This is a genomic window from Streptomyces sp. SolWspMP-5a-2, assembly GCF_900091845.1.
Taxonomy (GTDB): Bacteria; Actinomycetota; Actinomycetes; order Streptomycetales; family Streptomycetaceae; genus Streptomyces; species Streptomyces doudnae.
Genome location: NZ_FMCI01000175.1, coordinates 1 through 24,641 on the forward strand (window position 1 = coordinate 1; position 24,641 = coordinate 24,641).

Genomic DNA, 24,641 nt, shown 5'->3' on the forward strand with positions numbered 1-24,641 from the left:
GCGCGGTCTCCCGCGCGGCCCACCCCCATCCGACGCCGGGCGGCGGCCGCCGCCTCCCCCCTCGGTGTGGTCGAGGAAACCAGGTGCTCCAGATGTGAAGCTCTTATGGAGGAGATTTGAGCATAAGTCAGTGACCGGCCGCAATGGTGCGGATGGTCAAATTCCGATTGTGCACATCACGGAGTTGGGGCGGACCGCGCCGTCAACCCCGGCCCACGTACGGCATCGTGGTGGCCAGCACCGTCGCGAACTGCACGTTCGCCTCCAGCGGCAGCTCCGCCATGTGCCGGACCGTGCGCGCCACGTCGGCGACGTCCATCACCGGCTCCACCGCCACCCGCCCGTCGGCCTGGAGCGCGCCGGTCCGCATCCCCTCGGTCATGTCGGTCGCCGCGTTGCCGATGTCGATCTGCCCGACCGCGATCCCGTACGCCCGCCCGTCCAGCGCCAGCGACTTGGTGAGACCGGTCAGCGCGTGCTTGGTCGCCGTGTAGGCCACCGAGTGCGGCCGGGGCGCGTGCGCGGAGACCGACCCGTTGTTGATGATCCGCCCGCCGCGCGGGTCCTGCTCCTTCATCCGCCGGTAGGCGGCCTGCGCGCACAGGAACGCCCCGTGCAGGTTGGTGTCCACCACGTGCCGCCACGCCTCGTACGGCAGGTCCTCCACCGGCACCCCGCCGGGCCCGAACGTCCCCGCGTTGTTGAACAGCAGGTCCACCCGCCCGAACCGGTCCGCGGTGGCGGCGAACAGCGCGGCCACCTCCTCCGGCCGGGAGACGTCCGTGCGGACGGCGGCCGAGGCGCCGTCCGGCACCAGGGCCGCCGTCTCCTCCAGCGCACCGGCCCGCCGTCCGGCCAGCGCCACCGACCAGCCCGCGCGCAGCAGTTCCACGGCGACCGCGCGGCCGATCCCGGATCCCGCGCCGGTCACCACCGCGACCTTCGATTGCTTCGCATCCATGGGGCCGCAGCCTAGGCTCACGCCTCGTTCGGGTAGCGCACCCCGATCCGCTCCCGGACCGCGTCCAGCGTGCGCATCACGGCGAGGCTGCCGTCCAGCGGCACCAGCGGCGACTCCCGCTCGCCCGCCCGCAGCGCGCGCATCACCTCGCCCGCCTCGTGGCGCAGCGTGTCCCGGGGACCGTCCGCCGGGTCCGCGGTGAACTCCTGCGGGTCGCGGCCGTCCCGGTGCAGCACGAACCGCTCCGGGAAGAAGAAACCGTCCGGGACGTCGATGCGGCCCGCCGAGCCGGTGACCGACGCGGCGACCGGCGTGCCCCCGGTGAGCGAGCAGTGCACCGTGGCCAGCGCACCGCTGTCGAAGGACAGCACCGCGCCCGTCTGGAGATCCACGCCCTCCTCCGAGAGCACCGCCCGCGCCGCCACCTCCGACGGCTCCCCGAGCAGCAACTGCGCGAACGACACCGGGTAGACGCCGAGGTCGAGCAGCGCGCCCCCGCCCTGCGCCGGGTCGCGCAGCCGGTGCGACGGCGGGAAGGGGCCCGCGAGCCCGAAGTCCGCCTGCACCGTGCGGATCTCGCCGATCGCGCCGTCGTCGACCAGCGCCTTCAGCCGCCGCACCAGCGGATGGCAGTACATCCACATGGCCTCCATCAGGAAGCGGTCGTGCGCGCGTGCCAGCGCCACCAGCTCCCCGGCCTCGCGCGCGTTCAGCGTGAACGCCTTCTCGCACAGCACGTCGCGCCCGGCCTCCAGGCAGAGCCCGGCGGCGGCCCGGTGCGCCGAGTGCGGAGTGGCGACGTACACCACGTCGACGTCCTCGTCCGCGGCCAGCGAGGCCCAGTCGCCGTACGCCCGCGGGATGCCGAACCGTTCCGCGAACCCCTTCGCGGACGCCTCCGTGCGCGAGGCGACCGCCACGACCTCCGCGTCCGGCAGGTCCACCAGCGCTCCCGTGAACGCGGCGGCGATCCCGCCCGTCGCGAGGATCCCCCACCGCACGCTCTGAGCCGTCATCCCTGCTCCCACCCCTCGCTCATGTGACCCTCGGCACTCCGTACGAGCTGAGAGCATAGGTGGCGCAGCACTCGCAGAGGGAGGGGCACATGCCCGACCAGGGGGCATCCATGCAGGACCGCAGCCGCACGCCGATACCGACGACCACCGCGCAGACGACCGACGCCGCGGGCGTACCCGGCCCCGACCCGACGGCGGCGCCACCGCTCGCCGCCCGCCGGGCCGGACTCCTCGTCACCCTCATCCTGGGCGGGCTCACCGCCACACCACCGCTGGCGATGGACATGTACCTCCCGTCGCTGCCGCAGGTCACCCGCGCCCTGCACGCGCCCGCCGCCACCGTGCAGCTCACCCTCACCGCCTGCCTGCTGGGCATGGCCCTCGGGCAGCTGGTGGTCGGCCCGATGAGCGACCGCTGGGGCCGCCGCCGCCCGCTGCTCGCCGGGCTCGGCGTCTACGTCGTCGCCACCGCGCTCTGCGCCGTCGCGCCCACCGTCGAACTCCTCGTCGCCTGCCGCCTCGTGCAGGGGCTCGCGGGCGCGGCCGGCATCGTCATCGCCCGCGCCGTCGTCCGCGACCTGTACGACGGCATGGAGATGGCCCGCTTCTTCTCCACCCTGATGCTGATCTCCGGCGTCGCCCCGATCGTCGCGCCGCTGATCGGCGGGCAGATCCTGCGGATCACCGACTGGCGGGGCGTGTTCGTCGTCCTCACCGGGGTCGGCGTCCTGCTCACCGCCGTCGTCTGGACGCGGCTGCCCGAGACCCTCCCGGCCGCCGACCGGCACGCGGGCGGGGTCGGCGACGCGCTGCGGGCCATGCGCGGGCTCCTCGCCGACCTCCCCTTCACCGGCTTCATGCTGGCGGGCGGCTTCACCTTCGCCGCGCTCTTCGCGTACGTGGCCGCCTCCCCGTTCGTCATCCAGGAGATCTACGGCGCCTCCCCGCAGACCTTCAGCCTGCTCTTCGGCGTCAACTCCATCGGCCTGGTCCTGGTGGGCCAGTTCAACGGCAAGGTGCTGGTCGGCCGGGCCCGCCTGGACCGGGTCTTCGGCGTGGGCCTGCTCGTCGTCATCGCCGCCGCGGCCGCCCTGCTCCTCATGACCACCGGCGTCTTCGGCGAGGCGGGCCTCCTGCCCGTCGCCGCCGCGCTCTTCGTGCTGATGTCCGCGATGGGCGTCACCCTGCCCAACGCGCAGGCCCTCGCCCTGATGCGGACCCGGCAGGCCGCCGGTTCGGCCTCCGCGCTGCTCGGCACGTCGTCGTTCCTCATCGGCGCGGTCGCCTCCCCGCTCGTCGGCGTCGCGGGCGAGCACACCGCCGTCCCGATGGCCGTCGTCCAACTGGCGGCCGCACTGGTGGCACTGGCCTTCTTCGTGGGAATGTGCCGTCCCTGGAACAAACGTGCGGGTGTGGAGGGAGCGGGGAGCTGAGCGCACCGAGACTGAGGGGCGACACGGCGGAGCGGGCGGGGCTCGACCCCGCTGAGCTGCGCCTGCTCGTCGAGGAGGTCCACGACCTCACCGTCGGCGAGCGCCCCTGGGCCGCGGCCACCGTCGTGGTGGCCGGACGCGGCCCGGTGATCGCCGTGGAACGGGCGGCGGGCTGGGCCGTGCGCTACTCCGGCTACGACCCGGACACCGACAACGGTGTCGAACTCCCGCACCGGGCCCGGGTCCCGGCGACCACCGCCACCCCCTTCGACCTGGCGTCCCTCACCAAGCTGTTCACGGCCGTCGCCGCCGTGCAGCAGCTCGAACGGGGGACCCTCGGCATCGACGCCCGGGTCGGCGACTACCTCCCCGACTTCCGGGCCGCCGCCCGGCACGGCACCACCGTCCGCGAACTCCTCACCCACACCTCGGGCCTGCGCCCCGAACTCCCGCTGCACGCCTGCGCCGACGACGCCGAACGCCTCGCCCTGCTGCGCGCCGAGGCCCCCGCCACCGCGCCCGGCACCCACACCTACTCCGACCTCAACCTGCTGCTCCTCCAGCACGTCCTGGAACGGGTCACCGGCCGCCCCCTCGACGTCCTGATCCGCGACGGCATCACCCGCCCGCTCGGCATGACCGCCACCCACTTCGGACCCTGTCCGGGCGCGGCCGCCACCGAGGACCAGCGGCTGCCCTGGGCCAAGGCCCACCGGGGCATGCTGCGGGGCGTCGTGCACGACGAGAACGCCTGGTCGCTCGGGGGCGTCGCGGGCCACGCCGGACTCTTCGGCACCGCCCGCGACCTCGCCGTCCTGTGCCGGACCCTGCTGGCGGGCGGCTCCTACGGCCCGGCCCGCATCCTCGGCCCCGACTTCGTGGACCTCCTGCTCACCCCGCCCGGCCTCGGCTTCGCGCTCGACCAGCCCTGGTTCATGGGCGAGCTGGCGGGCGGCGGCGCGGCCGGGCACACCGGCTTCACCGGCACGTCCCTGGTCCTCGACCCGGCGACGGACACCTTCCTGGTCCTGCTGGCCAACACCGTCCACCCGCGCCGCCGCCCCCCGGACAACGCCCCCAGGGCCCAGGCCGCGACCCGCCTGGCACGGGCCGTGCGCGCGGCCCCGCACCGGCCCGGGGGCCCCCGGGACACCGCGGCCGAGGGCCTGACCGGACGGGGCCAGGGGGCGGGGAAACGGTCGTCCGCCCCCTTCCAGGGCCTGACCTAGTGCCCTGACCGGAAAGGTACGCCGGCGTACCTTTCCGGTCAGGGCACTAGGATCGGCGGGTGAACGACGCCGCCCCGGCCGAGACCCTCCGCCGCACGCTCGCCGACGTCCTGGACGGCCTCCCGCCCCGCCAGGCCGCGCAGGCGGTCGACCGCCTGATCGCCACCTATCGCGGCGCGACGCCCACGGACGCCCCCATCCTGCGCGACCGCGCCGACGTGGCGGCCTACGCGGCCTACCGGATGCCGGCCACCTTCGAGGCCGTCAGGGCCGCCCTCGCCGCGTTCGCCGACGCCGTCCCCGACTGGACGCCCGAGCGGCACACCGACGTCGGCGGCGGCACCGGCGCCGCCACCTGGGCCGCCGCCGCCACCTGGGACGGCGCCCGGGAGACCACCGTCCTCGACTGGGCCGAGCCCGCCCTCGCCCTCGGCCGCGAACTCGCCGCCGCCCACCCCGCGCTGCGCGGCGCCCGCTGGCAGCGCGCCCGCATCGGCACCGCCCTCGCCCTCGACCCCACCGACCTCGTCACCGTCTCCTACGTCCTGAACGAACTCACCGAGGCGGACCGCGCCGCCCTCGTCGACGCCGCCGCGGGCGCCGCACGGGCCGTCGTCGTCGTGGAGGCGGGCACCCCCGACGGCTACGCCCGGATCATCGAGGCCCGCACCCGCCTGCTGGCCGCCGGGTTCCGGATCGCCGCGCCCTGCCCGCACGGCGACACCTGCCCGATCGTGCCGGGCGAGGACTGGTGCCACTTCTCCGCCCGGGTCAGCCGCTCCTCCCTGCACCGCCAGGTCAAGGGCGGCTCCCTCGCCTACGAGGACGAGAAGTTCAGCTACGTCGCCGCCACCCGGACGCCGCTCGCCCCGGCCGCCGCCCGCGTGGTGCGCCGCCCGCAGATCCGCAAGGGCCAGGTCCTGCTCGACCTGTGCGGGAGCGGCCCCGCGCTGCGCCGGGACACCGTCACCAAGCGCCACGGCGACCTGTACAAGGCGGCCAGGGACGCGGTCTGGGGCGACCCCTGGCCGCCGTACGACGAGGGGCAGCGGGCGCCGTAGCGGGCACGGGAGCCGACGGCCGCCCGGTCGGCGATACCGTCGACCCATGGTCAAGAAGCCCGCCCCCAGCACCCCCCGCCGCAGCGAGAGGTCCCGTCGCGCCATCTACGACGCCGCCCTCGCCCTCGTCGCGGAGGTCGGCTACCCGAGGACCACGATCGAGGGCATCGCCGCCCGCGCCGGGGTCGGCAAGCAGACCATCTACCGCTGGTGGTCCTCGAAGGCGGACGTCCTGCTGGAGGCGTTCCTCGACCTGAGCGCCCGCACGGGCGGGGACGGCGGCCGGGAACCGCGCGCCATCCCGGACACCGGCGACCTCGCCGCCGACCTCAAGGCGGTGCTGCGGGCCACCGTCGACCAGCTCAAGGACCCCCGGTTCGAGATCCCCTCCCGGGCGCTGGCCGCCGAGGGCGTCGTCAACGAACAGGTCGGCCGCGAGTACATGACCACGCTGCTGAAACCGGCCATCCTCCTCTACGTCGACCGGCTGCGCGCCGCGCAGGAGGCCGGACAGGTACGGGCCGACATCGACCCCCGCATCGCCCTGGAGTTCTTCATCGCCCCGCTCGCCCAGCGCTGGCTCCAGTACACCGGTCCCATCTCCTACGCCTACACGGACACCCTCGTCGACTACGCGCTCGGCGGACTCGCCCCCCGTACCCCGGATGTCCCTTCTGGCACCCCGGGGCACGGGTCGGTGGGACCATGAGGCATGCTGTTCCGCACGACAGCGAGGTGAGGGGTAGATGAGCGGGGAGAACACGGCGCACGACGGCCGCGGCGGACGTCAGGGCAGGCTCTCCCAGTGGCTGCGCGGACGCCGCCCGAAGGAGGCCGCCGACCCCGCGGGCCGGGAGGCGCTGCTGCTGGCCGCGGCCGGAGCGGGGCTGCCGCTCGCGCCCGCCGCCCACCCGGCCCCCGGCTACCGCTGCTCCTGCGACCGCGTCGGCTGTCCCACCCCCGCCCGCCACCCCGTCTCGTTCGCCTGGCAGACGCAGTCCACCACCGACCGCGCCCAGATCGAGCGCTGGGCCCGCCACCAGCCGCAGGCCAACTTCATCACCGCGACCGGCATGGTCCACGACGTCCTCGACGTGCCCCTCGCGGCCGGTCGCGAGGCGCTGGAGCGGCTCCTGGACGCGGGCGTCGAGGTCGGCCCGGTCGCCGAGAGCGACGACGGCAGGCTCCTGTTCTTCACCCTCACCCGCGGCACCCCCGAGGACGAGGACGAGTGGTGGCCGTGCGAGCTGGACTGCCACCCCGAGACGATGGACGAGCACCCCGGCCTGCGCTGGCACTGCCGCGGCTCCTACGTCCTGGTGCCGCCCGCCCGGCTGCCCGGCGACGAGGGCCGCAGCGTGCACTGGGTGCGCGGCCCGGAACACGAGCTGCCCGACCCGCTGAGCCTGCTGGAGGTCCTCACCGACGTCGGCACCCGGCACGCGGGCCGGGAGGACGCGGGCCAGGTCGGCGCGGGCTGGCCGCCCCGGCACTGAGCCCGGTCAGCCGCCCTGGGCCGAGATCAGGCCCTCCAGCCGGGAGACGACGGTCACGTCGGTGCCGCCCGCCGCACCCCGCGCCGGGTCCACGGCCACGCCGTTCGACATGAACTCCATCGTCAGCGACTGCCGCACCTCACCCTCGGTCAGCGCCTTCACGTTCGGGTTCGGCTCCGGGATCGAGGTGCCCGCGAACGCCGTCTGCTTCTCGTAGCGGCGGTGCGTGAAGAACACCAGCGCCCCGCCGTCCACCGTGCGCAGCGCCAGCGGCGCGTGACCGCCGCCGGTCACCGGCTCGTCGATGTACTGGGTGGCGAGCCCCGGCCGCTTCGCCGCCTTCGCGCGCTGCGCCCGCCAGCCGCTGGTGTGCGCGTTCGCCGTGAAGCCCGCGCCGCCGTCCTTCAGATAGGCCGCGTACCGCGTGCTCAAGTCGTCCGGCGCGACGGCCAGTTCGGTGGAGTTCGCGGGCACCGTCTCGGCCCAGCCGTCGGCGTTCTTGCGGATCTCGGGCAGCGCGCCGGGCGCCACCAGCGTCAGATAGGCGGCCCGCCAGGTCCCGGCGGCGCCGTCCCGGGTGAACACCAGCAGCCAGTGCCGGTCGCCGCCCCGGTTGCCCTGCGCCTCCACCACGAACCAGCGCGGCCAGCCCGCCTTCTGCGGGATGGTGTAGACGGCGTCGCTGAACTCCAGGTCCCGGTGGGCCGAGTTGCCGCCCGGGTTGTTCACCCGGCCGGCCTTCAGGCGCGCCGCGTCGATGTCCCCGAAGGCGCCGGTGACGTGGTCGGCGTCCAGCGAACTGTCGTACGCGGCATCGGCCTTGTTGTACGCGGCCGTGAACTCCCGCAGCGCGACGGCGGCTTCGGCACGCGTGGTGGCGGGGAGCACCTCGCGCTCCCCGTGGACCACCACGCACCCGCTCGCCGTCAGCGACAAAGCGGTCACCGAGGCCGCCACCAGGACGCGTCGGTCAAGCCTGCGGGGCCTTCGAGGGCCGAGATCCCTGCTCATCAGGTGTCGTCACCTTCCCCTTCCCGGAGGCGAACCCTACCGGGGCGAAGAACAGGGCGAGCGTCGGGACCAGGTACAGCAGCCACACCGTGACCTGGAGAACCGTCGGGTCCGGCTGGAAGTTGAGGACGCCCTTCAGGAGGGTGCCGTACCAGCTGTCGGGCGGGATCGTGTCGCTGATGTCGAAGGCCAGGTCCGTCAGGCCCGGCAGCCAGCCCGCCTCCTGGAGGTCGTGGAAGCCGTACGCGAGCACGCCCGCCGCGACGACCACCAGCATGCCGCCGGTCCAGGTGAAGAACCTGGCCAGGTTGATGCGCAGCGCGCCCCGGTAGAACAGCCAGCCCAGGAGCACCGCCGTGGCCAGCCCGAGCGCCACCCCGATGAGCGGGCGCGGGGTGCCGTCACCGGCCGCGTGCACCGACGCCCACACGAACAGGGCCGTCTCCAGGCCCTCCCGGCCCACCGCGAGGAACGCGGTGGCGACCAGCGCGCCGGTGCCCATCGCCAGGGCCGCGTCGAGCCGCCCGTGCAGTTCGGTGCGCAGGTGCCGCGCGGTGCGCCGCATCCAGAACACCATCCACGTCACCAGGCCCACCGCGATCACCGACAGCGAGCCGCCGAGGGCCTCCTGCGCCTGGAACGTCAGCTCCTGGGAGCCGAATTCGAGGGCGCAGCCGAAGCCCATCGCGATCAGCACGGCGACGGCGATCCCCGTCCACACCGGGCGCAGGGCGTCCCGGCGCCCGGTCTTGACCAGGTAGGCGATCAGGATGCAGACGACGAGGCTGGCCTCCAGGCCCTCCCGCAGACCGATCAGATAGTTGGAGAACACGGTTACGCCTCCTTGGCGAAGAGCGTGCGGCCCCACCAGTCGTCCGCGTCGCGGACGCCCGGCGGGACGGCGAAGACCGCCGAACCGACGTGCTGGATGTACTCGTTGAGTGCGTCGCGGGCCGACAGGGAACGCTGGAGCGGCACGAACCCCTCGCGGACGTCGCGCTGGTAGGCGAGGAAGAACAGGCCCGCGTCCAGCCGCCCGAGGCCGTCGGTGCCGTCGGTGAAGGAGTAGCCCCGGCGCAGGATGGTGATCCCGTGGTTGGAGTCGGGGTGCGCCAGCCGGACGTGCGCGTCCGGCTTCATCGCCTTGAGGAACGGCGCGTCGTGCTCACGGGCCTTGCCGACCGGGGCGCCCTCGCCCTTGTCGCGGCCGAAGACGTCCTCCTGCTCCTGGAGCGAGGCGCGGTCCCAGGTCTCGATGTTCATGCGGATGCGGCGGGCGACGAGGTAGGAGCCGCCGGTCATCCAGGCGGGCCCGTCGCCGTCGCCGACCCACACGAACTTCCCCAGCCGTCCGGTCTCGGTGCCCGCGATGTTGCGGGTGCCGTCCTTGAACCCCATGAGGTTGCGCGGGGTCTGGGCGTCGGGGGTGGTCGACGACGTCTTCCCGAAGCCGAGTTGGGACCAGCGGACGGCGACGGTGCCGAAGCCGATGCGGGCCAGGTTGCGGATGGCGTGCACGGCGACCTGCGGGTCGTCGGCGCACGCCTGCACGCACAGGTCGCCGCCGGTGCGGGCGGCGTCCAGGTTGTCGCCGGGGAAGTGCGGCAGGTCGACGAGCGCGGCCGGACGCCGGTCCGCCAGCCCGAACTTCGCGAACAGGGACGGCCCGAAGCCGATGGTCAGGGTCAGCCGGGACGCCCGCAGACCCAGGGCCTCGCCGGTGTCGTCGGGCGGCGCCTCGGGGAGCCCGCCGTGGGCGCCGTCGCCGACCTCCTCGCCCGCCGTCATCCGGCGGGCCGCGGCCGTCCACTCCTTCAGCAGCCGGACGAACGCGGCGCGGTCGTCGGTGCGCACGTCGAACGCGGCGAAGTGCAGCCGGTCCTGCACCGCGGTGGCGATGCCCGCCTGGTGGGGGCCGTGGAAGTCCACCGCGTCGGGCGCCGACCGGCCGTCGCCGGTGGTCGCGAGGGCCATCGCGCCGCCGGTCGCGGCGGCGCCGAGCGCGAGCCCGGCACCGCCCCAGCCGATCAGCGCCCGCCGCGACGGACGGGCGGTGCCCGCCGCCGGGTCCTGGGTCTCGGTCATGTCCGCCGCTACTTCACGACGGCGGCGGCCAGCTTGGAGAGCGGCTCCGCCAGCGCGTTGACCGCGTCCGACAGCTCCTTGCGCTGCTCCTTGGTCACCTTGTCGTAGGCCGTGTAGCCGTTCTGCGCGGCGTCGTCGGTGGAACGGTGGGTGTCCAGCAGGGCGTCGAGCGCGGCGAACTGCTTGTCGAGTTCGGTGGTGAGGGCGGCGTCGTTCTTCGCGGCGACCGGCTTCAGCAGCTCGTACGCCTTCTGCGCGCCCTCGACGTTGGCGCGGAAGTCGCTGAGGTCGGTATGCGAGTAGCGGTCCTCCTCGCCGGTGACCTTGCCGGTGGCGACCTCGTCGAGCAGCTCCTTGGCGCCGTTGGCCATCGAGGTGGGGGTGATCTCGGCCCTGCCGACCCGCCGCTGCCAGTCCTTCAGGTCGGTGACGAGCTGCGCGGCCAGCGTCTTCTGCTCGGCGCCGATCTTCTTGTCCTGCCACAGCGCCTTCTCCAGCGCGTGCCAGCCGGTCCACTTCTGGCCCTTCTCCAGGCCGTCGGCGCGGGTGTCGGTCTTCGGGTCGATGTCGCCGAAGGACTCGGCGATCGGCTCGGTGCGCTCCCAGCCGACGCGCGAGGGGGCGTAGGCGTTCCTGGCCGCTTCGAGGTCACCGGCGTCGACCGCCTTGGCGAACGTCTCGACCGCGGGGATCGTCGCGTCGGCCTGCTCCTGCGCGTACTCGCGGTAGGCGGCGACCGCCTTGTCGAGCTTCGGGTCGCGGGCGGCGGCCTTGCCGCCGCCGGTGACGGTGAGCTTCTGCCGGACGCCGAGGCCCTTCATGCCGGGGCGGCAGGCGATCTCGTACGCGCCGGCCTTCACCTCGGCGGTCAGCGTGTACTTGGTGCCGGGGCCGATGTTCTCCTTCTCGGAGACGATCCGGTCGTCCGGGAAGAGGATCTCGACCTCGGTCGCCCGGGAGCCCTTGTTGGCTATCTTCAGCGTGACCTGACCGGCCGGGACCGAGGTGGTCGACGTCTCGCAGGTGGAGTCGGCGGCGGTCACCTGGATGACGCCGTCGCCGTCGGCCGCGCTTTTCTCGGTGCAGCCGGTGACCGCGGTCAGGGCCGCGGCGGTCGCGGCGGCGGTCACGAACGAGACTCTGACGGCTCGCATGCAGGCTCCAAAGGGGCGACAGGGATGGCGAGAAAACGCCGGTCCAGGCTCACGCGGGGTTGGTGAGGCTCGCCTAACTTATCCAAGCCTCACCTCGGTGATACCCACGCATGCGGTGATTCAGCTCTCATGTGTGACAGGTGGGCACGAGTCGATCACGGTGGCTCAAAATGCTCACCAAGTCGGGGTCAAAGGGAATTCAAAGGTTCCGCTGAGGGGTGATCAGAAGGGCGTCCGTGCGCGGGTGCGGGAACACCTCGACCGGCTGGTCGTACACCCGCGACAGCAGCGTCTCGGCGAACACCTCGGCCGGCGGCCCGTCCGCGGCCACCCGGCCCGCCGCCAGGACGGCCACCCGGTGCGCGTAGGCGGCGGCGAGCCCCAGGTCGTGCAGGACGACCACCACGGCGTCCCCCGCCCCCGCCCGCTCCCGGCACAGCCGCAGCACCAGCTCCTGATGTCTCAGGTCCAGCGCGGCGGTCGGCTCGTCGAGCAGCAGCAGGGGCGCCCGCTGGGCGAGCACCCGGGCCAGCGCCACCCGCGCCCGTTCCCCGCCGCTCAGCGCGGAGAAGGGGCGGGCCGCGAACGCGGTCACCTCGGTCGCGGCCATCGCGTCGGCCACCGCGCGATCGTCCTCGGCGGGGGAGGAGGCGTGCGGGGCGCGGCCCATCCGGACCACGTCCTCGACCGTGAACGGGAAGGAGAGCACCGCCGACTGCGGCAACACCGCCCGCCGCAGGGCGAGTTCCGGCGCGGAGAACCCGGTGACCGGGCGGCCGTGCATCCGCACCTCCCCGGCGGAGACCGGGAGATCGGCCGCCAGCACCCCCAACAGGGTGGATTTCCCGGCGCCGTTGGGGCCGACCAGTGCCAGCACCTCACCGGCCCTGACCGTGACGCTCACGCCGTCGAGGACCGGCCGCCCGCCGAGGGCGACCCGCACCGACGCGGCCTCGGCGACCGTGCCGCCGGGCGCGACGGGGGCGGGGGGAGCGGGGCGGGTGCGCGGAAACCGCATGCGACGGGTCCTCGGGGTAGGGGGTGCCGGGTCGGGATGGGCGGGCCGGAGTGGACGCGGGGCGGCGGCGCTCACGCCCAGCCTCCCTGCCTGCGGCGCGTCCTGCGCAGCAGCCAGAAGAAGAACGGGCTGCCCAGCAGCGCGGTCAGGACGCCCAGCGGGAGTTCGGCGGGGGCCGCGACGGTACGGGCGGTCAGATCGGCGGCCAGCAGCACGAGGGCGCCCAGCAGCGCGCTCGCCGGGACCAGGAAGCGGTGCCCGGGGCCCGCCAGCATCCGCAGCAGGTGCGGGACGACCAGGCCGACGAAACCGATGATGCCGGAGACGCTCACCGCGGCCGCCGTCAGCAGGGCGATCACCAGGACCAGGACGAGCCGCAGCCGCTCCACGTCCACGCCCAGGTGCCTGGCCGGGCGTTCGCCGAGCGCCAGCAGGTCGAGCCGCCGCGCGTACAGCGGCGCCACGGCCAGGCCGAGCACCGCGCACGGCAGCACCGCGAGCACCTTGGGCCAGGTGGCCGCCGAGAGCGAGCCGAGCTGCCAGAAGGTGATCTGGTTGACCGCCGCGGTGTCCGCGAAGAAGAGGAACAGGCCGATCAGGGCGCCGCCGAAGGCGTTCACCGCGATGCCGGTCAGGATCAGGGTCACCACCTCCGTGCGCCCCCCCGACCTGGACATCGTGTAGACGAGCAGCGAGGTGGCGAGCCCGGAGCCGAACGCGAACAGGGTCACCGTCCAGGTGCCGAGGAAGGTGAGGTCGAAGGCGATCGCCCCGACCGCGCCCACCGCAGCCCCGGACGAGACGCCGATCACACCCGGCTCGGCGAGCGGGTTGCCGAAGACACCCTGCATGAGCGCGCCCGCGCAGCCGAGGGAGGCGCCGACCAGCAGCGCGAGCACGATCCTCGGGAACCGCACGTTCCACAGCACGGACTCCGCGACCCGGTCGAGTCCGGTGCCGCCGAGCCCGATCCGGTGCTGCGCCGAGGCGAGGACGTCACCGACCGGCACCGGGTAGGCGCCCAGCGAGGCGGCGACCGGGATCAGCGCGAGGAGGGCGAGGGCGAGCCCGGCGGTGAGCAGCCCGGTGGTGGAGCGGCGGCGCCTCGGGGGCGCGGCGGCGTCCGTCCCGGTCCCGGAGGGGCGGTCGAGCACGGTCACTTCGCGCCGTCCTCGCCGTAGAGCTGCGTCACCACGGAGGTCAGCACCTGGTCGGTGCGCGGCCCGTAGTTGAGGAGCACCCCGTCCTCGACGGAGACGATCCGGCGGTCCATGCCCGCCGGGGTCTCGGCCACGCCGGGGATCTTCACCAGGCCGTCGATCCCGCCGACGGACTCGAGTCCCTTGGTCATGACCAGGATCGCGTCCGGGGCGGCCTTCACCAGGGCCTCGCTGGTGATGGCGGTGAAGTCCTTGGTCAGGCCCGACTCGGCGCCCGCGTCGACGCCGCCCGCCGCCTCGATGAGGGACCCGGCGCCCGAGCCCTCGCCGCCGATCAGATAGACCGAGGCGGAGCCGCGCAGGTAGAGGAAGGCCACCCGGGGCTTCTTCTTCTGGTGCGGAACTCCCTTGCGCACGGCGGCGATCCGGCCCTCGGAGCGGGCGGTGAGCCGCTTGCCCGCGTCGGGCACGCCGAGCGCCCCGGCGACCGCGCCGATCCGGCGGCCCACGTCGTCGAGGCCCCGCGCGGCGGCGACGGTCAGGACCGGGACCCCGGCGGCCCGGATCTGGTCCATGGCCTCCTCGGGCCCGGAGGTGGACTCGGCGATCACCAGGTCGGGCCGGAGGGAGAGCACGCTCTCGGCGGAGACGTCGTGGCCGCGGGTCACCACGGGCAGTCCGGACGCCTGCTGGAAGGTGGCGGTGATGTCCCGGGCGACGACGCGGTCGCCGAGGCCGAGCGTGAAGACGATCTCGCTGAGGCTGCCGGAGAGCGGCACGATCCGCTCGGCCTCGCGGACGGTCACCTTCCGCCCGTCGGCCGATCCGACGGTCACGGGGAGGGCGGGGGTGACGGTGCCGGTCAGCGGCTCGACCCGGTTCGCGGCCGCCGTGGAGGCGGTGGGCGAGGGGGACTCGGCGTCCGCCGCCGGGCCGCAGGCGGTCGCGGTCAGGGTGAGGGCGAGCACGGACACCAGTGCTCCCGCCAGTCGTGTGCGCAAGCGTCGCACTGTCTGGTCCGTTCCTTTCTTTCGGCCACTGCCGGTATGGCTCCGGCAAAGCTTAGGTTAGCCTTACCTTCGCTCGCTACCGGCTGTCGTATCCGGAGGACCTTTCATGCCCGCGCGCCTACGTGCCCTGGTGACCGTGCTCTGCGCGGCCGTCCTCGGCGCCCTCCTTCCCGCGGCGACGGCCCACGCCGCGAGCCGCACCGTGCAGGGCGGCAGGCTCGACTGGGGCATCAAGGCGTCCTTCCAGTCCTACGTCACCGGGCCGATAGCCAAGGGGAGTTACTCCCTCACCGGCGGCGCGGCCACCATCGGCGGCGGCTTCCGCTTCCACTCGGCGAGCGGCTCCTACGACGGCGCGACGGGCGCGTTCCGGGCCGGGTTCTCGGGCGGGGTCCGCTTCCTCGGCCACCGCACCGACTCCGGCGCCTACCAGCTCGACCTCACCCTCAGCCGTCCCACGGTGAGCGTCTCCGGCTCCTCCGGCACGCTCTACCTGGACGTCGTCAGCAAGGCGAAGGACACCGGGGCGGTCACGACGTCCCGTCAGGTGCCCTTCGCCACGCTGTCCCTGGGCGGGATCGACATGCGCGGCGACGGCGACGAGGTCGTCCTCAACAACCTGCCCGCCACCCTCACCGCACAGGGCGCCACCTCCTTCGCCGGGTACTACACGGCCGGTACCGCGCTCGACCCGGTGAGCCTGTCGGCGGACGTCAGGCCCGCGGCGGTGGCGGCGTCCCCGAAGCCGACCACGACCCCCGAGGCGTCCAAGTCGCCCGCGCAGAAGAAGAGTTCGGGCGGCGAGCTGAAGAACGGCGCCGTCGACTGGGGGGTGCGCCGCACCTTCCGCGAGTACGTCACCGGCGACATCGCGCGGGGCGGCTGGAAGCTCTCCGCCGGGGCCCAGGACGGCGGCGCCCTCTTCCGCTTCCCGAAGGGCGAGGGCACCTTCGAGAAGGGCGACCTGCACGCGTCGTTCGCCGGGACCGTCGCCTTCACTGGCGAGAACGGCCTCGATCTGCGGCTCGGCGGCGTCCGCGCGGTCGTCGAGGACGGCAGGGGCACCCTCTACGCCGACGTCACCAGCCCCGACTTCACCGGCAAGAAGGTCCCGCTGGTCACGTTCGCGGCCAAGGGCCTGAAGGCGAAGGACGGCCTCGCGAAGGTCACCGAGGCACCGGCGAAGCTCACCTCCAGGGGCGCGGCGGCCTTCGGCGGCATGTACCAGGCGGGCACCGAGATGGACCCGGTCTCGCTGGCCGTGGCCCTCACCGCGTCCGCCGCCCTGCCCGCCCTCCCCGACCTGGGCAGCACCCCCACCGCGAGCGCGTCGCCCAGCGCCTCCCCTTCGGCCGCGCGGGAGTCCGCCGAGCCGGTGGCGAGCAGCACCGGTGACGGCGGCGGTTTCCCCGCCCTGCCCGTCGGCCTCGGCGCCGGGGCGCTGCTGCTGGCCGGGGCCGCCTACGCGGTCGTCCGGGCCCGCCGCACCCGTCTCGCCGTCGAGACCGCACCCGACAAGGCCACCGGCCCCGCGGCGGAGGGCGGCCCCGGCACGGGCGCAGGCCCCGGACCGCGGGGCTGATCCCCCCACGCACTTCACCGCATCCGCCGGACGGCGGACCACACGAGGAGAACCACCGACATGCCCGTCAGACGACGACGTTCCACCGCTCTCGCCGCCGCCGTGGCCACGGCCGCCGCGCTCGGCGCCACCGCGCTCGCCACGGCCGGCGCGACCACCGCGTCCGCCGCCGAAGTACCCCTCAGCGGCTACGAGTTGACGTGGGGCATCAAGCAGTCCTACCGCACCTACGTGGCGACCTACGCCCAGGGCAGCTTCACCCCGTCGGCCGGTGCGACGCAGGCCGCGGGCAACGGCGCGTTCACCTTCGTGGACGGCGCCGGCAGCTACGACTCCACCGGCCACACCCTCGCCCTCGCCTTCAAGGGCGGCCTGAAGATCGAGTCCAAGGCCCACGGGTTCGAGATAGCCCTGTCGGACATCAAGTTCGACAGCAAGGACGCCGAGATCACCGCCGACGTCACCCGCAACGGCACGACCACGGACGACGTCCCGCTCGCCACCGTCACCGTCACCCGTGACATGAAGGAGATGGCGACCACCCTCACCGAGGAGGCCGCGGACGTCTTCGGCAGCGCGAGCTACGCCAACGCCGCGGGTGACCCGCTGACCGTCGTCCAGACGACGCCGCCGACCTCCGAGCCGCCCGCCTCCGGGTCGCCGTCGCCCACCGGCGAGCCCTCCCCGTCGACCGGCCCGAGCGACCCGGAGACGTCCCCCTCGCCGACCGGCTCCCCGAGCGCCTCCGCCTCGCCGACCGGCAGCGCCGCACCGAGCACCGGCCCGAGCCCCTCGGCGTCCGCCACCGAGCCCGCCACCAAGGGCGACATCGTCGACGGCCGCCTCGGCTGGGGCGTGAAGGAGTCCTTCCGCAGCTACGTCGTCGGCACCGTCGCCCACGGGAAGATCTCCGCCTCCGGCGGCGCCACCCAGGCCACCGGCAACGGCGCGTTCACCTTCGTCAAGGCGACCGGCACCTACGACACCGACGCGGGCAGCCTCTCCGCCGCCTTCGAGGGCGCCGTGAACTTCAAGGGCCACGAGACCAACGGCACCTACGCCCTCGACCTGACCCTCAGCGACCTGCACGTCAGCCTCGACGGCGGCGCGGGCGAGCTGACCGCGGACGTCACCAGCCTCGGCAAGAAGACCGAGGACGTCGTCCTGGCCGACCTCAAGGCCCCCTCCGCCGGACTGACCGCCGAGGGTGACGTCATCACCGTCGACGACGTCACCGCCACCCTCACCGAGGCGGGCGCCGGCGCGTTCAGCGGCTACTACCAGGCGGGCGCCGTGCTCGACCCGGTCGCCCTGTCGGTGGCCCTGAGCGACGACGCCGACCTCCCGGAGGACGGCGGCTCCGGCTCGACCGGCGGCTCGGGCTCCACCGGGGGCACCGGCACGACCGGCGGCACCGGCGGCACCGGCTCGGTCTCCGGCGGAGTCACCGGCTCCACCACGGGAGGCATCACCGGCGGCCTCGCCGCCACCGGCTCCGACGTCCCGGTCGCCGCGCTCGGCACGGCCGCCGCGGTGGCCGTCGCGGCGGGCGCGGGCGTCGTCGTCGCGATGCGCCGCCGCCGTACCGCGCAGTAGCGCGCGCACGGCGGGAGGGCGGGAGCGCACGCGGCTCCCGCCCTCCCGCCGTGATGCTTAAATGCCCGCGTGAGCGACTACGACGTACTGCGTGTCTTCTGCGGCCCGAGGGGCGGTTACGGCAACGAACTGGGCGTGATCCGCGAGGGCTCGGTGCTGCCGGAGCGCGCCGGACGCCAGGAACTCGCCGCCAAACTCGGCTTCAGCGAGACGGTGTTCGTGGACGACCCGGAGCGCGGGGTCATCGACATCTACACGCCCACCACGCGGCTGCCGTTCGCCGGGCACCCCTGCGTCGGCACCGCCTGGCTGCTCGACGTGCCCGAACTGGTCACGCCCGCCGGGGTGGTGGGGGTGCGCCTGGACGGCGAGTTCAGCTGGATCGAGGCGCGCGCCGACTGGATCCCGCCGCGCACCCTGCGCCGGTACGCCACGGCCGCCGAGGTGGACGCCCTCCCGGTGCCGCCGCCGGGGGAGTGGATCTACGCCTGGGCGTGGGAGGACGAGGCCGCGGGACGCGTCCGCGCCCGCGCCTTCCCCGGCCGGGACGACGGCATCGACGAGGACGAGGCGACGGGCGCGGCGGCGATCCTGCTCACCGACCGGCTCGGCCGGGCGCTCAACATCACCCAGGGAGCGGGCTCCCAGCTCCTGACCGCCCCGCAGCCGGGCGGCTGGGTGGAGGTCGGCGGCCGGGTCCGTCTGGAGCGGTAGGAGGGGACGGCGACGGCCCGGCGGACGGTGTGCCGCCGGGCCCCGGACGGGGGAGCGCTCACGCGGAGAGCGGGAACTCCTCGCCCAGCGCGGCGAAGACGCCGGTGTTGAGCGCGAACGCCCTCTTGCACTCGGCCACGATCCGCTGCTTCTCCAGGTCGTCGGCCTCGACGGCGTCCAGCAGCTCGCGGTAGCCGCGCTTGAACGCCGCCGGGTTGTCGATGCCCTCGAAGACGTAGAAGCGCACGCCGTCGCCCTTGCGCTCGAAGCCCCAGGTCTTCTCCGCCTTGTCGCGGATGATCTGGCCGCCGGAGAGGTCGCCGAGGTAGCGGGTGTAGTGGTGGGCGATGTACCCGGCGGGCCACCGCTCGGCGCACTCGCGCACCCGGTCCGCGTAGGCGCGGGTGGCGGGCAGGGCGGTCAGACCGCCGCGCCAGCCGTCGCCGCGCAGATGGGCCAGGTCGCGCTCCAGGGCCTCGGTGCGGAACAGCTCGGGTCTGATGAAGGGGCCGGCCACCGGGTCGGACGCCAGCCGCCCGGCGCCCTCCTCCAGTGCCTGGTACACGAACCACAGCTGCTCGGTGTAGCGCGCGTACGCGTCCACGCCGAGCCGGCCGCCGAGCAGGTCGCTCATGAACGTCGAGGTCTCCGCCTCGACGTGCTGCTCGTGGGACGCGGTGCGGATGACTGTCGAGAAGGACTCCATGGGACGAATCATCTAAGGTAAGCCTTACCTAAGTCAATGCTTTCCCGACGTCCTGTCGGTAAAAGCGTACAAGAAAAGACCCGCCCCCAGCAGGGGGGCGGGTCCACGGGCTCGCGCCGGGGCTACGGCAGGGTCAGGATCTCCGCGCCGGTCTCCGTGACCACCAGGGTCTCCTCGAACTGCGCGGTGCGCCTGCGATCCTTGGTGACGACCGTCCAGCCGTCGTCCCACAGGTCGTACTCGTGGGTGCCGAGCGTCAGCATCGGCTCGATCGTGAAGGTCATCCCGGGCTGGATGACCGTCGTCGCGTGCGGGCTGTCGTAGTGCGGCACGATCAGGCCCGAGTGGAACGACGAGTTGATGCCGTGCCCGGTGAAGTCGCGGACCACGCCGTACCCGAACCGCTTGGCGTACGACTCGATGACCCGGCCGATGATGTTGATCTGCCGGCCGGGCCTGACCGCCTTGATCGCCCGGTCCAGGGCCTCCCGGGTCCGCTCCACCAGCAGGCGGCTCTCCTCGTCGACGTCCCCCACCAGGTACGTCGCGTTGTTGTCGCCGTGCACCCCGCCGATGTACGCCGTCACGTCCAGATTGACGATGTCGCCGTCGCGCAGCACCGTCGAGTCCGGGATGCCGTGGCAGATCACCTCGTTGACGGAGGTGCACAGCGACTTGGGGAAGCCCCGGTAGCCCAGCGTCGACGGGTAGGCGCCGTGGTCGCACATGTAGGTGTGCGCCACCTCGTCCAGCGCGTCCGTGGTGACCCCCGGCGCGATCAGCTTCGCGGCCTCCGCCATCGCGCGGGCGGCGATCCGCCCGGCCCGGCGCATCGCCTCGACGGTCTCCGGGGTCTGCACCTCCGGCCCGGTGTACGGGGTCGGCGCGGGCCTGCCGACGTACTCGGGACGGCGGATGTTCCCGGGCACCGGGCGGGTGGGAGAGAGCTCCCCTGGTACGAGCAGCGACTGGCCAGACATGTCAGGGAGTCTAACCAGCGGGCTTGGGGGAACATGTGGGTGGCGAGAGGAGCAGATCATGGCGCTGTTCAAGAAGCGGACCGTCGGCAAACCGGGCGAGTGGTACTACTGCCTGGAGCACAAGAAGGTCGAGGAGGGGCCCGAGTGCCCCGCGAAGGACCGCTTCGGTCCCTACGCCTCCCGGTCGGAGGCGCAGCACGCGATGGAGACCGCCCGCGAGCGGAACCAGGAGTGGGAGACCGACCCCAAGTGGCACGACGCCCCCGCCGGCGGCGGGGACGACTGAGCCGCGCCGCCGTGCCGCGTCCCGGGCGCTACGCCTGGGCCGGGGCCCCGGCGGCCGGCGGGACGGCGTCCTGGGCGGCGGCCCGCCGGTCGCGCATCCGCACCGCGTGCTCGTTCGTGCGCACGTCGTACCGCATCAGCTGCGGCAGGCACAGCGCCAGCAGCCCGACCGCCCCCGCGCACAGCAGCCCGCCCGACCAGACCGAGGCGCGCACGCCGTAGAGCGCGGCGAGACCGCCGGAGCGGACCTGCCCGACGGTCGGACCCACCGAGTACGACAGCAGTTCGATCCCGGCGAGCCGCCCGCGCAGCTCGTCCGGGATCGTCTGGTTCCACATGGCGCCCCGGAAGATCCCGCTGACCATGTCGCAGCCACCGGCCACCGCCAGGAACAGCAGCACCAGCCAGACGTTGCCGACGACCCCCGCCGCCGCGATCGCCAGCCCCCACAGCGCGGCCGAGAGCACCACCATCCGGCCGTGCCGGTCGACCCGTGAGGTCCAGCCGCTGGTCAGGCTCACCACCAGGGCACCGGCCGGGACGGCCGCGTACATCAGGCCGAGCGACCAGGCGGCGTCCAGCTCGTCCGCGAGGAACGGCAGCACCGCCAGCGGCATCGCCAGGAACATCGCGGCGAGGTCCACCGCGTAGGTGCCCAGCAGCTCCTTGCGCCGCCACGCGTACCGCGCGCCCTCGGCGATCGCCCGCAGCGACGGCTTCACCGCCTCGTGGGAGGCGGGCGCGGCGGCGAGCCTGAGGATCAGCAGCACCGAGAGGAAGAACGTCAGCAGATCGGCGCCGTACGCCCAGCCGAGACCCGCGTACGCCACCACCACACCGGCCAGCGCCGGGCCCGCGACCCCGCCGACGGTCCAGCGCAGCGAGTTCAGCGCGGCGGCCGCCGGGAGGTGCTCGTGCGCGACCAGCCGCGGGAAGAGCGAGTCGAGCGCCGGGCGCTGCACCGAGACCAGCGCGGAGGAGAGCGCGGCGACCACGTACAGCGGCCAGACGACGGGACGCGGCAGCAGCGCGTTGACCAGCAGCGCCACGCTCAGCACCCCCTGCCCCGCCTCCGTCCAGACGATCAGCTTCCGCTTGTCCATGGCGTCGGCGAGGGCTCCGCCGTAGAGCCCGAACACGAGCAGCGGCACCAGCTCCACCGCCCCGATCGCGCCGACCGCGGCCGCCGAGCCGGTCAGCTCCTTGATCTGCACCGGCAGCGCGACGAAGGTCAGGAAGCTGCCGAACGTCGAGATCGCCCCGGAGATCCACAGCCGCCGGAAGTCGGCGGAGGCCCGCCACGGGGTGAGATCGGGCAGCAGGGCGCGCAGACGGGAGGAGGGGGCGTCATCGGTCACAACAGGTCATGATCAGCCGGAACCGCCGCCGCGGGCAAACACTTTTTCCGCCGGGACCGGCCGGGGCTGCGCCGTCCGCGCGGCACCGCTCACCAGCGGGCCGGGGGCGGTGACGTCAACTGCTCGGCGAGGCGGGAGAGCCGGTCGCGCAGCCCGCGGCGGCCGCGCGGCGCGGGCAGCGGCTGCTCACCGACCGCCGCGCTCACCAGATGCTGCACGGTGTCCAGGTCCAGCTCGGCGCCCTCGGGCACGGCCAGCGTCTCGTGCGCCATCGAGGCCAGGTCGGCGTCCTCGGGCCCCTCACCCGGACCCAGCGCCAGCACCGTCGCCCCGGCCCGCCGCGCGTCGTGCACCCGCTCCAGGAGCGGCGCCCCCGGCCCGCCCGCCGACACCACCAGCAGCGTCTCCCCGCGCCTGGCCGCCGCCAGCCGTCCGAGCCCCACCGCCAGATGCGCCGGGTCCGCCGCCCGCGCCCCGTGCCGCACCAGCGTCGGTGTCAGCTCGGGCGTCCCCGACCAGGCCGCCTCGTCCACCAGATGGGCCGCCAGGTGCCACGGCTCGTACCCCGGTGTCCCGACGAGCAGCAGCCCGCCCCCGTGCGACACCACCGACCCGCGCAGGGCCCCGGCGAACCCCCGGGTGGCCCCCAACCACTCGGTCCCGGCGAGCACTTCACGCAGCAGCGCGACCCGTACGGCGTCCATGTCCGCGCATCCTGCCCCAAACCCCGCCCCGGCACCGGCCGTTCGCGGACGGTTCCCCCGTCCCGGTGACGAGCGGCCGCCCGCGCGCCGACCGTGACGCGCCTCACCTGCCCCACGGCCGCCCGCCGCCCCCACGTGCCCGGACGTACAGTCGGCCCATGACCTCTAGCGACAGTGCACAGACCCCCGCGAAGGCCCCCGCCAAGGACCCCTGGGACCTGCCCGACGTCTCCGGGCTCGTCGTCGGGGTGCTCGGCGGGACCGGCCCGCAGGGCAAGGGACTCGCCTACCGGCTCGCCCTGGCCGGACAGCGGGTGATCATCGGCTCCCGGGCCGCCGACCGCGCGCGGACCGCCGCCGCCGAGCTCGGCCACGGCGTCGAGGGCGCCGACAACGCCGAGACCGCCCGGCGCAGCGACGTCGTGATCGTCGCGGTGCCCTGGGAGGGCCACGGCAAGACCCTCGAATCGCTGCGCGAGGAACTGACGGGCAAGCTCGTCGTCGACTGCGTCAACCCGCTCGGCTTCGACAAGAAGGGCGCCTACGCCCTCAAGCCGGAGGAGGGCAGCGCCGCCGAGCAGGCCGCCGCCCTGCTGCCCGGCTCCCGGGTCGCCGCCGCCTTCCACCACCTGTCGGCCGTGCTGCTCCAGGACCCGGAGATCGCGGAGATCGACACCGACGTCATGGTGCTCGGCGAGGAGCGCGCCGACGTCGAGATCGTGCAGGCCCTGGCCGGGCGCATCGCCGGGATGCGGGGCGTCTTCGCGGGCCGCCTGCGCAACGCCCACCAGGTGGAGTCGCTGGTCGCCAACCTGATCTCGGTCAACCGCCGCTACAAGGCGCACGCCGGGCTCCGGGTCACCGACGTCTGAGCCGATGGGGGACACTGGTGGCCGCCAGCAGTGTCCCCCGACAGGAGCCGACCGCCATGCCCCGCCTCGCCCTCTGCACCCTCGTCCTGTGCGTGCTCGCCGTGGCCGCCGCGGTCGTCTCGTTCGTCCAGGGAAGCTGGCTCGGCGTCGTGTGGGTGCTGCTGGCCGGGCTGACCAGCAACATGTGCTGGTACTACGTCAAGCGCGAGAAGGTCCGCCGGTCCGTCACCGGATGATCCGGCAGTACTCGTTCGTCTCCTGCCAGAACTGGTACAGCGACCGCCCGCAGTAGGTGTCCGGCTCCTGGACGCCCAGGCCGCAGAGCACGGTGTGGACGAGGTCGAAGAACGCCGTGTTGACCGACGGCACCCACAGCAGCGCGAACACGAACAGCAGGCCGAACGGCGCGAACGGCTCGACCTGGCGCTTGACCCCGTGGGACAGCCACGGCTCCAGCACGCCGTAGCCGTCAAGGCCCGGCACCGGCAGGAAGTTCAGGATCGCGGCCGTGACCTGGAGCAGCGCGAGGAAGGCCAGCGCGAACCGGAAGTCCGCCGGCACGCCGTCCAGCGCGTCCAGCCAGAACGGGGCCGTGCACACGAGCGCGAAGAGGACGTTCGTCAGCGGCCCCGCCGCCGAGACCAGGCTGTTGCGCCAGCGCCCCCTGATCCGGCCCCGCTCGATGAACACGGCCCCACCGGGCAGACCGATGCCGCCCATGATCAGGAACACCACCGGCAGGACGATGCTCAGCAGCGCGTGCGTGTACTTCAGCGGGTTCAGCGTGAGATACCCCTTGGCGCCGACCGTGATGTCCCCGCTGTGCAGCGCGGTGCGGGCGTGGGCGTACTCGTGCAGGGACAGCGAGACGATCCAGGCCGCCGTCACGAACAGGAACACGGCCACACCGGGCTGCTCGGCGAACCCCGTCCAGGTGGCCCAGCCCGTGACCGCCGTCACGGCCAGGATGCCGAGGAAGACGGGACTGACCCGCCGCTCGCTGCGGCGGGAGGTGGCGGTGGTCATGGGGCTCCCTGACTCTCGTACGCGCGGTGGGACGCCCGACCGTACCGCCCCCGCCCGGGGAACGCCTCGCCCCGCCCCGGGGTTCCGGGACCCGGCCGTCCCTGACGGCGGCCCGGCCGACCGCCGTCGCCGCCCCCGCCCCGCCGACCCTCGGCAACCCCGTGACCCGTTCCCGCGTCACCGG

24 protein-coding genes and 1 pseudogene are annotated in these 24,641 nt (G+C 74.0%); 11 read left to right on the forward strand and 14 right to left on the reverse strand.

All coding sequences use genetic code 11. The annotated features are described in order from the left end of the window. Positions 1-202: 202 nt before the first annotated feature. Together GA0115242_RS17935 and GA0115242_RS17940 are read right to left on the reverse strand one after the other, a co-directional pair. The gene (locus GA0115242_RS17935) at positions 203-961 is read right to left on the reverse strand and encodes an SDR family oxidoreductase (RefSeq protein ID WP_093829634.1); all 759 of its coding nucleotides are present in this window, start codon (positions 959-961) and stop codon (positions 203-205) included. Between the two features lie 17 nt (positions 962-978). Next, entirely contained in the window at positions 979-1,977 is a 999-nt protein-coding gene (locus GA0115242_RS17940; protein WP_093829636.1) for a Gfo/Idh/MocA family protein, read from the reverse strand. Positions 1,978-2,066: 89 nt separating this feature from the next. Between GA0115242_RS17940 and GA0115242_RS17945 the strand changes: the two genes are divergently transcribed. The 5 genes from GA0115242_RS17945 to GA0115242_RS17965 are packed head-to-tail and all read left to right on the forward strand — an operon-like array spanning position 2,067 to position 7,196. Further along, the gene (locus tag GA0115242_RS17945; RefSeq protein WP_093829638.1) at positions 2,067-3,410 is read left to right on the forward strand and encodes a multidrug effflux MFS transporter; all 1,344 of its coding nucleotides are present in this window, start codon (positions 2,067-2,069) and stop codon (positions 3,408-3,410) included. Continuing rightward, positions 3,362-4,639 (forward strand): serine hydrolase domain-containing protein, encoded by a 1,278-nt coding sequence (locus GA0115242_RS17950; protein ID WP_093829640.1) that lies wholly within the window; start codon positions 3,362-3,364, stop codon positions 4,637-4,639. Before GA0115242_RS17945 ends, GA0115242_RS17950 begins: the two co-directional genes overlap by 49 nt. Positions 4,640-4,698: 59 nt before the next feature. Next, positions 4,699-5,700 carry a small ribosomal subunit Rsm22 family protein gene (locus GA0115242_RS17955; RefSeq protein WP_093829642.1) on the forward strand — a complete coding sequence of 334 codons (1,002 nt, stop codon included), beginning with the start codon at positions 4,699-4,701 and terminating at the stop codon, positions 5,698-5,700. 46 nt (positions 5,701-5,746) lie between these two features. Then, a complete protein-coding gene (locus GA0115242_RS17960; protein ID WP_093829644.1) occupies positions 5,747-6,409 on the forward strand; it encodes a TetR/AcrR family transcriptional regulator in 663 nt (220 codons plus the stop codon). Positions 6,410-6,446: 37 nt separating this feature from the next. Beyond that, a complete protein-coding gene (locus tag GA0115242_RS17965) occupies positions 6,447-7,196 on the forward strand; it encodes a bifunctional DNA primase/polymerase (RefSeq protein ID WP_093829646.1) in 750 nt (249 codons plus the stop codon). Positions 7,197-7,202: 6 nt separating this feature from the next. Here GA0115242_RS17965 and GA0115242_RS17970 read toward each other — a convergent pair whose 3' ends face one another. The 7 genes from GA0115242_RS17970 to GA0115242_RS18000 form a co-directional block, all read right to left on the reverse strand. After that, positions 7,203-8,207 (reverse strand): hypothetical protein, encoded by a 1,005-nt coding sequence (locus tag GA0115242_RS17970; RefSeq protein WP_093829648.1) that lies wholly within the window; start codon positions 8,205-8,207, stop codon positions 7,203-7,205. Next, a complete protein-coding gene (gene efeU / locus GA0115242_RS17975) occupies positions 8,167-9,039 on the reverse strand; it encodes an iron uptake transporter permease EfeU (RefSeq protein WP_093829650.1) in 873 nt (290 codons plus the stop codon). Before efeU ends, GA0115242_RS17970 begins: the two co-directional genes overlap by 41 nt. Before the next feature lie 2 nt (positions 9,040-9,041). Further along, positions 9,042-10,292, reverse strand: coding sequence for an iron uptake transporter deferrochelatase/peroxidase subunit (gene efeB, locus GA0115242_RS17980; RefSeq protein ID WP_093829652.1), 1,251 nt, complete (start codon positions 10,290-10,292; stop codon positions 9,042-9,044). A gap of 8 nt (positions 10,293-10,300) precedes the next feature. Beyond that, the gene (gene efeO, locus GA0115242_RS17985; RefSeq protein WP_093829654.1) at positions 10,301-11,446 is read right to left on the reverse strand and encodes an iron uptake system protein EfeO; all 1,146 of its coding nucleotides are present in this window, start codon (positions 11,444-11,446) and stop codon (positions 10,301-10,303) included. Between the two features lie 199 nt (positions 11,447-11,645). After that, complete coding sequence (locus GA0115242_RS17990; RefSeq protein ID WP_093829656.1) at positions 11,646-12,464, reverse strand: heme ABC transporter ATP-binding protein; 819 nt, start codon at positions 12,462-12,464, stop codon at positions 11,646-11,648. 71 nt (positions 12,465-12,535) lie between these two features. Beyond that, positions 12,536-13,624, reverse strand: coding sequence for a FecCD family ABC transporter permease (locus GA0115242_RS17995; RefSeq protein ID WP_093829658.1), 1,089 nt, complete (start codon positions 13,622-13,624; stop codon positions 12,536-12,538). Then, the gene (locus GA0115242_RS18000; RefSeq protein ID WP_093829660.1) at positions 13,621-14,634 is read right to left on the reverse strand and encodes a heme/hemin ABC transporter substrate-binding protein; all 1,014 of its coding nucleotides are present in this window, start codon (positions 14,632-14,634) and stop codon (positions 13,621-13,623) included. The genes GA0115242_RS17995 and GA0115242_RS18000 overlap by 4 nt, the downstream gene beginning before the upstream one ends. A 106-nt stretch (positions 14,635-14,740) precedes the next feature. Here GA0115242_RS18000 and GA0115242_RS18005 point away from each other — a divergent pair, with 106 nt between their 5' ends. The 3 genes from GA0115242_RS18005 to GA0115242_RS18015 all read left to right on the forward strand — a co-directional run bounded on the left by GA0115242_RS18005 (position 14,741) and on the right by GA0115242_RS18015 (position 18,526). Further along, a complete protein-coding gene (locus GA0115242_RS18005; RefSeq protein WP_093829662.1) occupies positions 14,741-16,216 on the forward strand; it encodes an HtaA domain-containing protein in 1,476 nt (491 codons plus the stop codon). Positions 16,217-16,276: 60 nt separating this feature from the next. Then, entirely contained in the window at positions 16,277-17,812 is a 1,536-nt protein-coding gene (locus GA0115242_RS18010; protein WP_093829664.1) for an HtaA domain-containing protein, read from the forward strand. Positions 17,813-17,881: 69 nt separating this feature from the next. After that, on the forward strand, positions 17,882-18,526 hold the full coding sequence (locus GA0115242_RS18015; RefSeq protein ID WP_093829666.1) for a PhzF family phenazine biosynthesis protein: 645 nt from the start codon (positions 17,882-17,884) through the stop codon (positions 18,524-18,526). A 58-nt stretch (positions 18,527-18,584) separates the two neighbouring features. Here the strand turns inward: GA0115242_RS18015 and GA0115242_RS18020 are convergent, their stop codons facing one another. Together GA0115242_RS18020 and map are read right to left on the reverse strand one after the other, a co-directional pair. Beyond that, positions 18,585-19,232 carry a biliverdin-producing heme oxygenase gene (locus GA0115242_RS18020; protein WP_093829668.1) on the reverse strand — a complete coding sequence of 216 codons (648 nt, stop codon included), beginning with the start codon at positions 19,230-19,232 and terminating at the stop codon, positions 18,585-18,587. A gap of 122 nt (positions 19,233-19,354) precedes the next feature. After that, complete coding sequence (gene map / locus GA0115242_RS18025; protein WP_093829670.1) at positions 19,355-20,212, reverse strand: type I methionyl aminopeptidase; 858 nt, start codon at positions 20,210-20,212, stop codon at positions 19,355-19,357. 58 nt (positions 20,213-20,270) lie between these two features. On the opposite strand from map, the gene GA0115242_RS18030 reads away from it, so the two are divergent. Next, entirely contained in the window at positions 20,271-20,498 is a 228-nt protein-coding gene (locus GA0115242_RS18030; protein ID WP_093829673.1) for a hypothetical protein, read from the forward strand. Positions 20,499-20,526: 28 nt separating this feature from the next. Here the strand turns inward: GA0115242_RS18030 and GA0115242_RS18035 are convergent, their stop codons facing one another. After that, positions 20,527-21,855, reverse strand: coding sequence for an MFS transporter (locus GA0115242_RS18035; RefSeq protein WP_093829675.1), 1,329 nt, complete (start codon positions 21,853-21,855; stop codon positions 20,527-20,529). 89 nt (positions 21,856-21,944) lie between these two features. Beyond that, positions 21,945-22,559 carry a hypothetical protein gene (locus tag GA0115242_RS18040; RefSeq protein ID WP_093829677.1) on the reverse strand — a complete coding sequence of 205 codons (615 nt, stop codon included), beginning with the start codon at positions 22,557-22,559 and terminating at the stop codon, positions 21,945-21,947. A gap of 158 nt (positions 22,560-22,717) precedes the next feature. Here GA0115242_RS18040 and npdG point away from each other — a divergent pair, with 158 nt between their 5' ends. Both npdG and GA0115242_RS18050 read left to right on the forward strand, forming a co-directional pair. Further along, positions 22,718-23,431, forward strand: a complete 714-nt coding sequence (gene npdG / locus GA0115242_RS18045; RefSeq protein ID WP_093829679.1) for an NADPH-dependent F420 reductase — start codon at positions 22,718-22,720, stop codon at positions 23,429-23,431. Between the two features lie 4 nt (positions 23,432-23,435). Then, positions 23,436-23,667, forward strand: a pseudogene (locus GA0115242_RS18050) (hypothetical protein). Here GA0115242_RS18050 and GA0115242_RS18055 read toward each other — a convergent pair. Next, a complete protein-coding gene (locus tag GA0115242_RS18055; protein WP_093829683.1) occupies positions 23,657-24,457 on the reverse strand; it encodes a site-2 protease family protein in 801 nt (266 codons plus the stop codon). The pseudogene GA0115242_RS18050 and the gene GA0115242_RS18055 overlap by 11 nt on opposite strands. Positions 24,458-24,641: the final 184 nt, after the last annotated feature.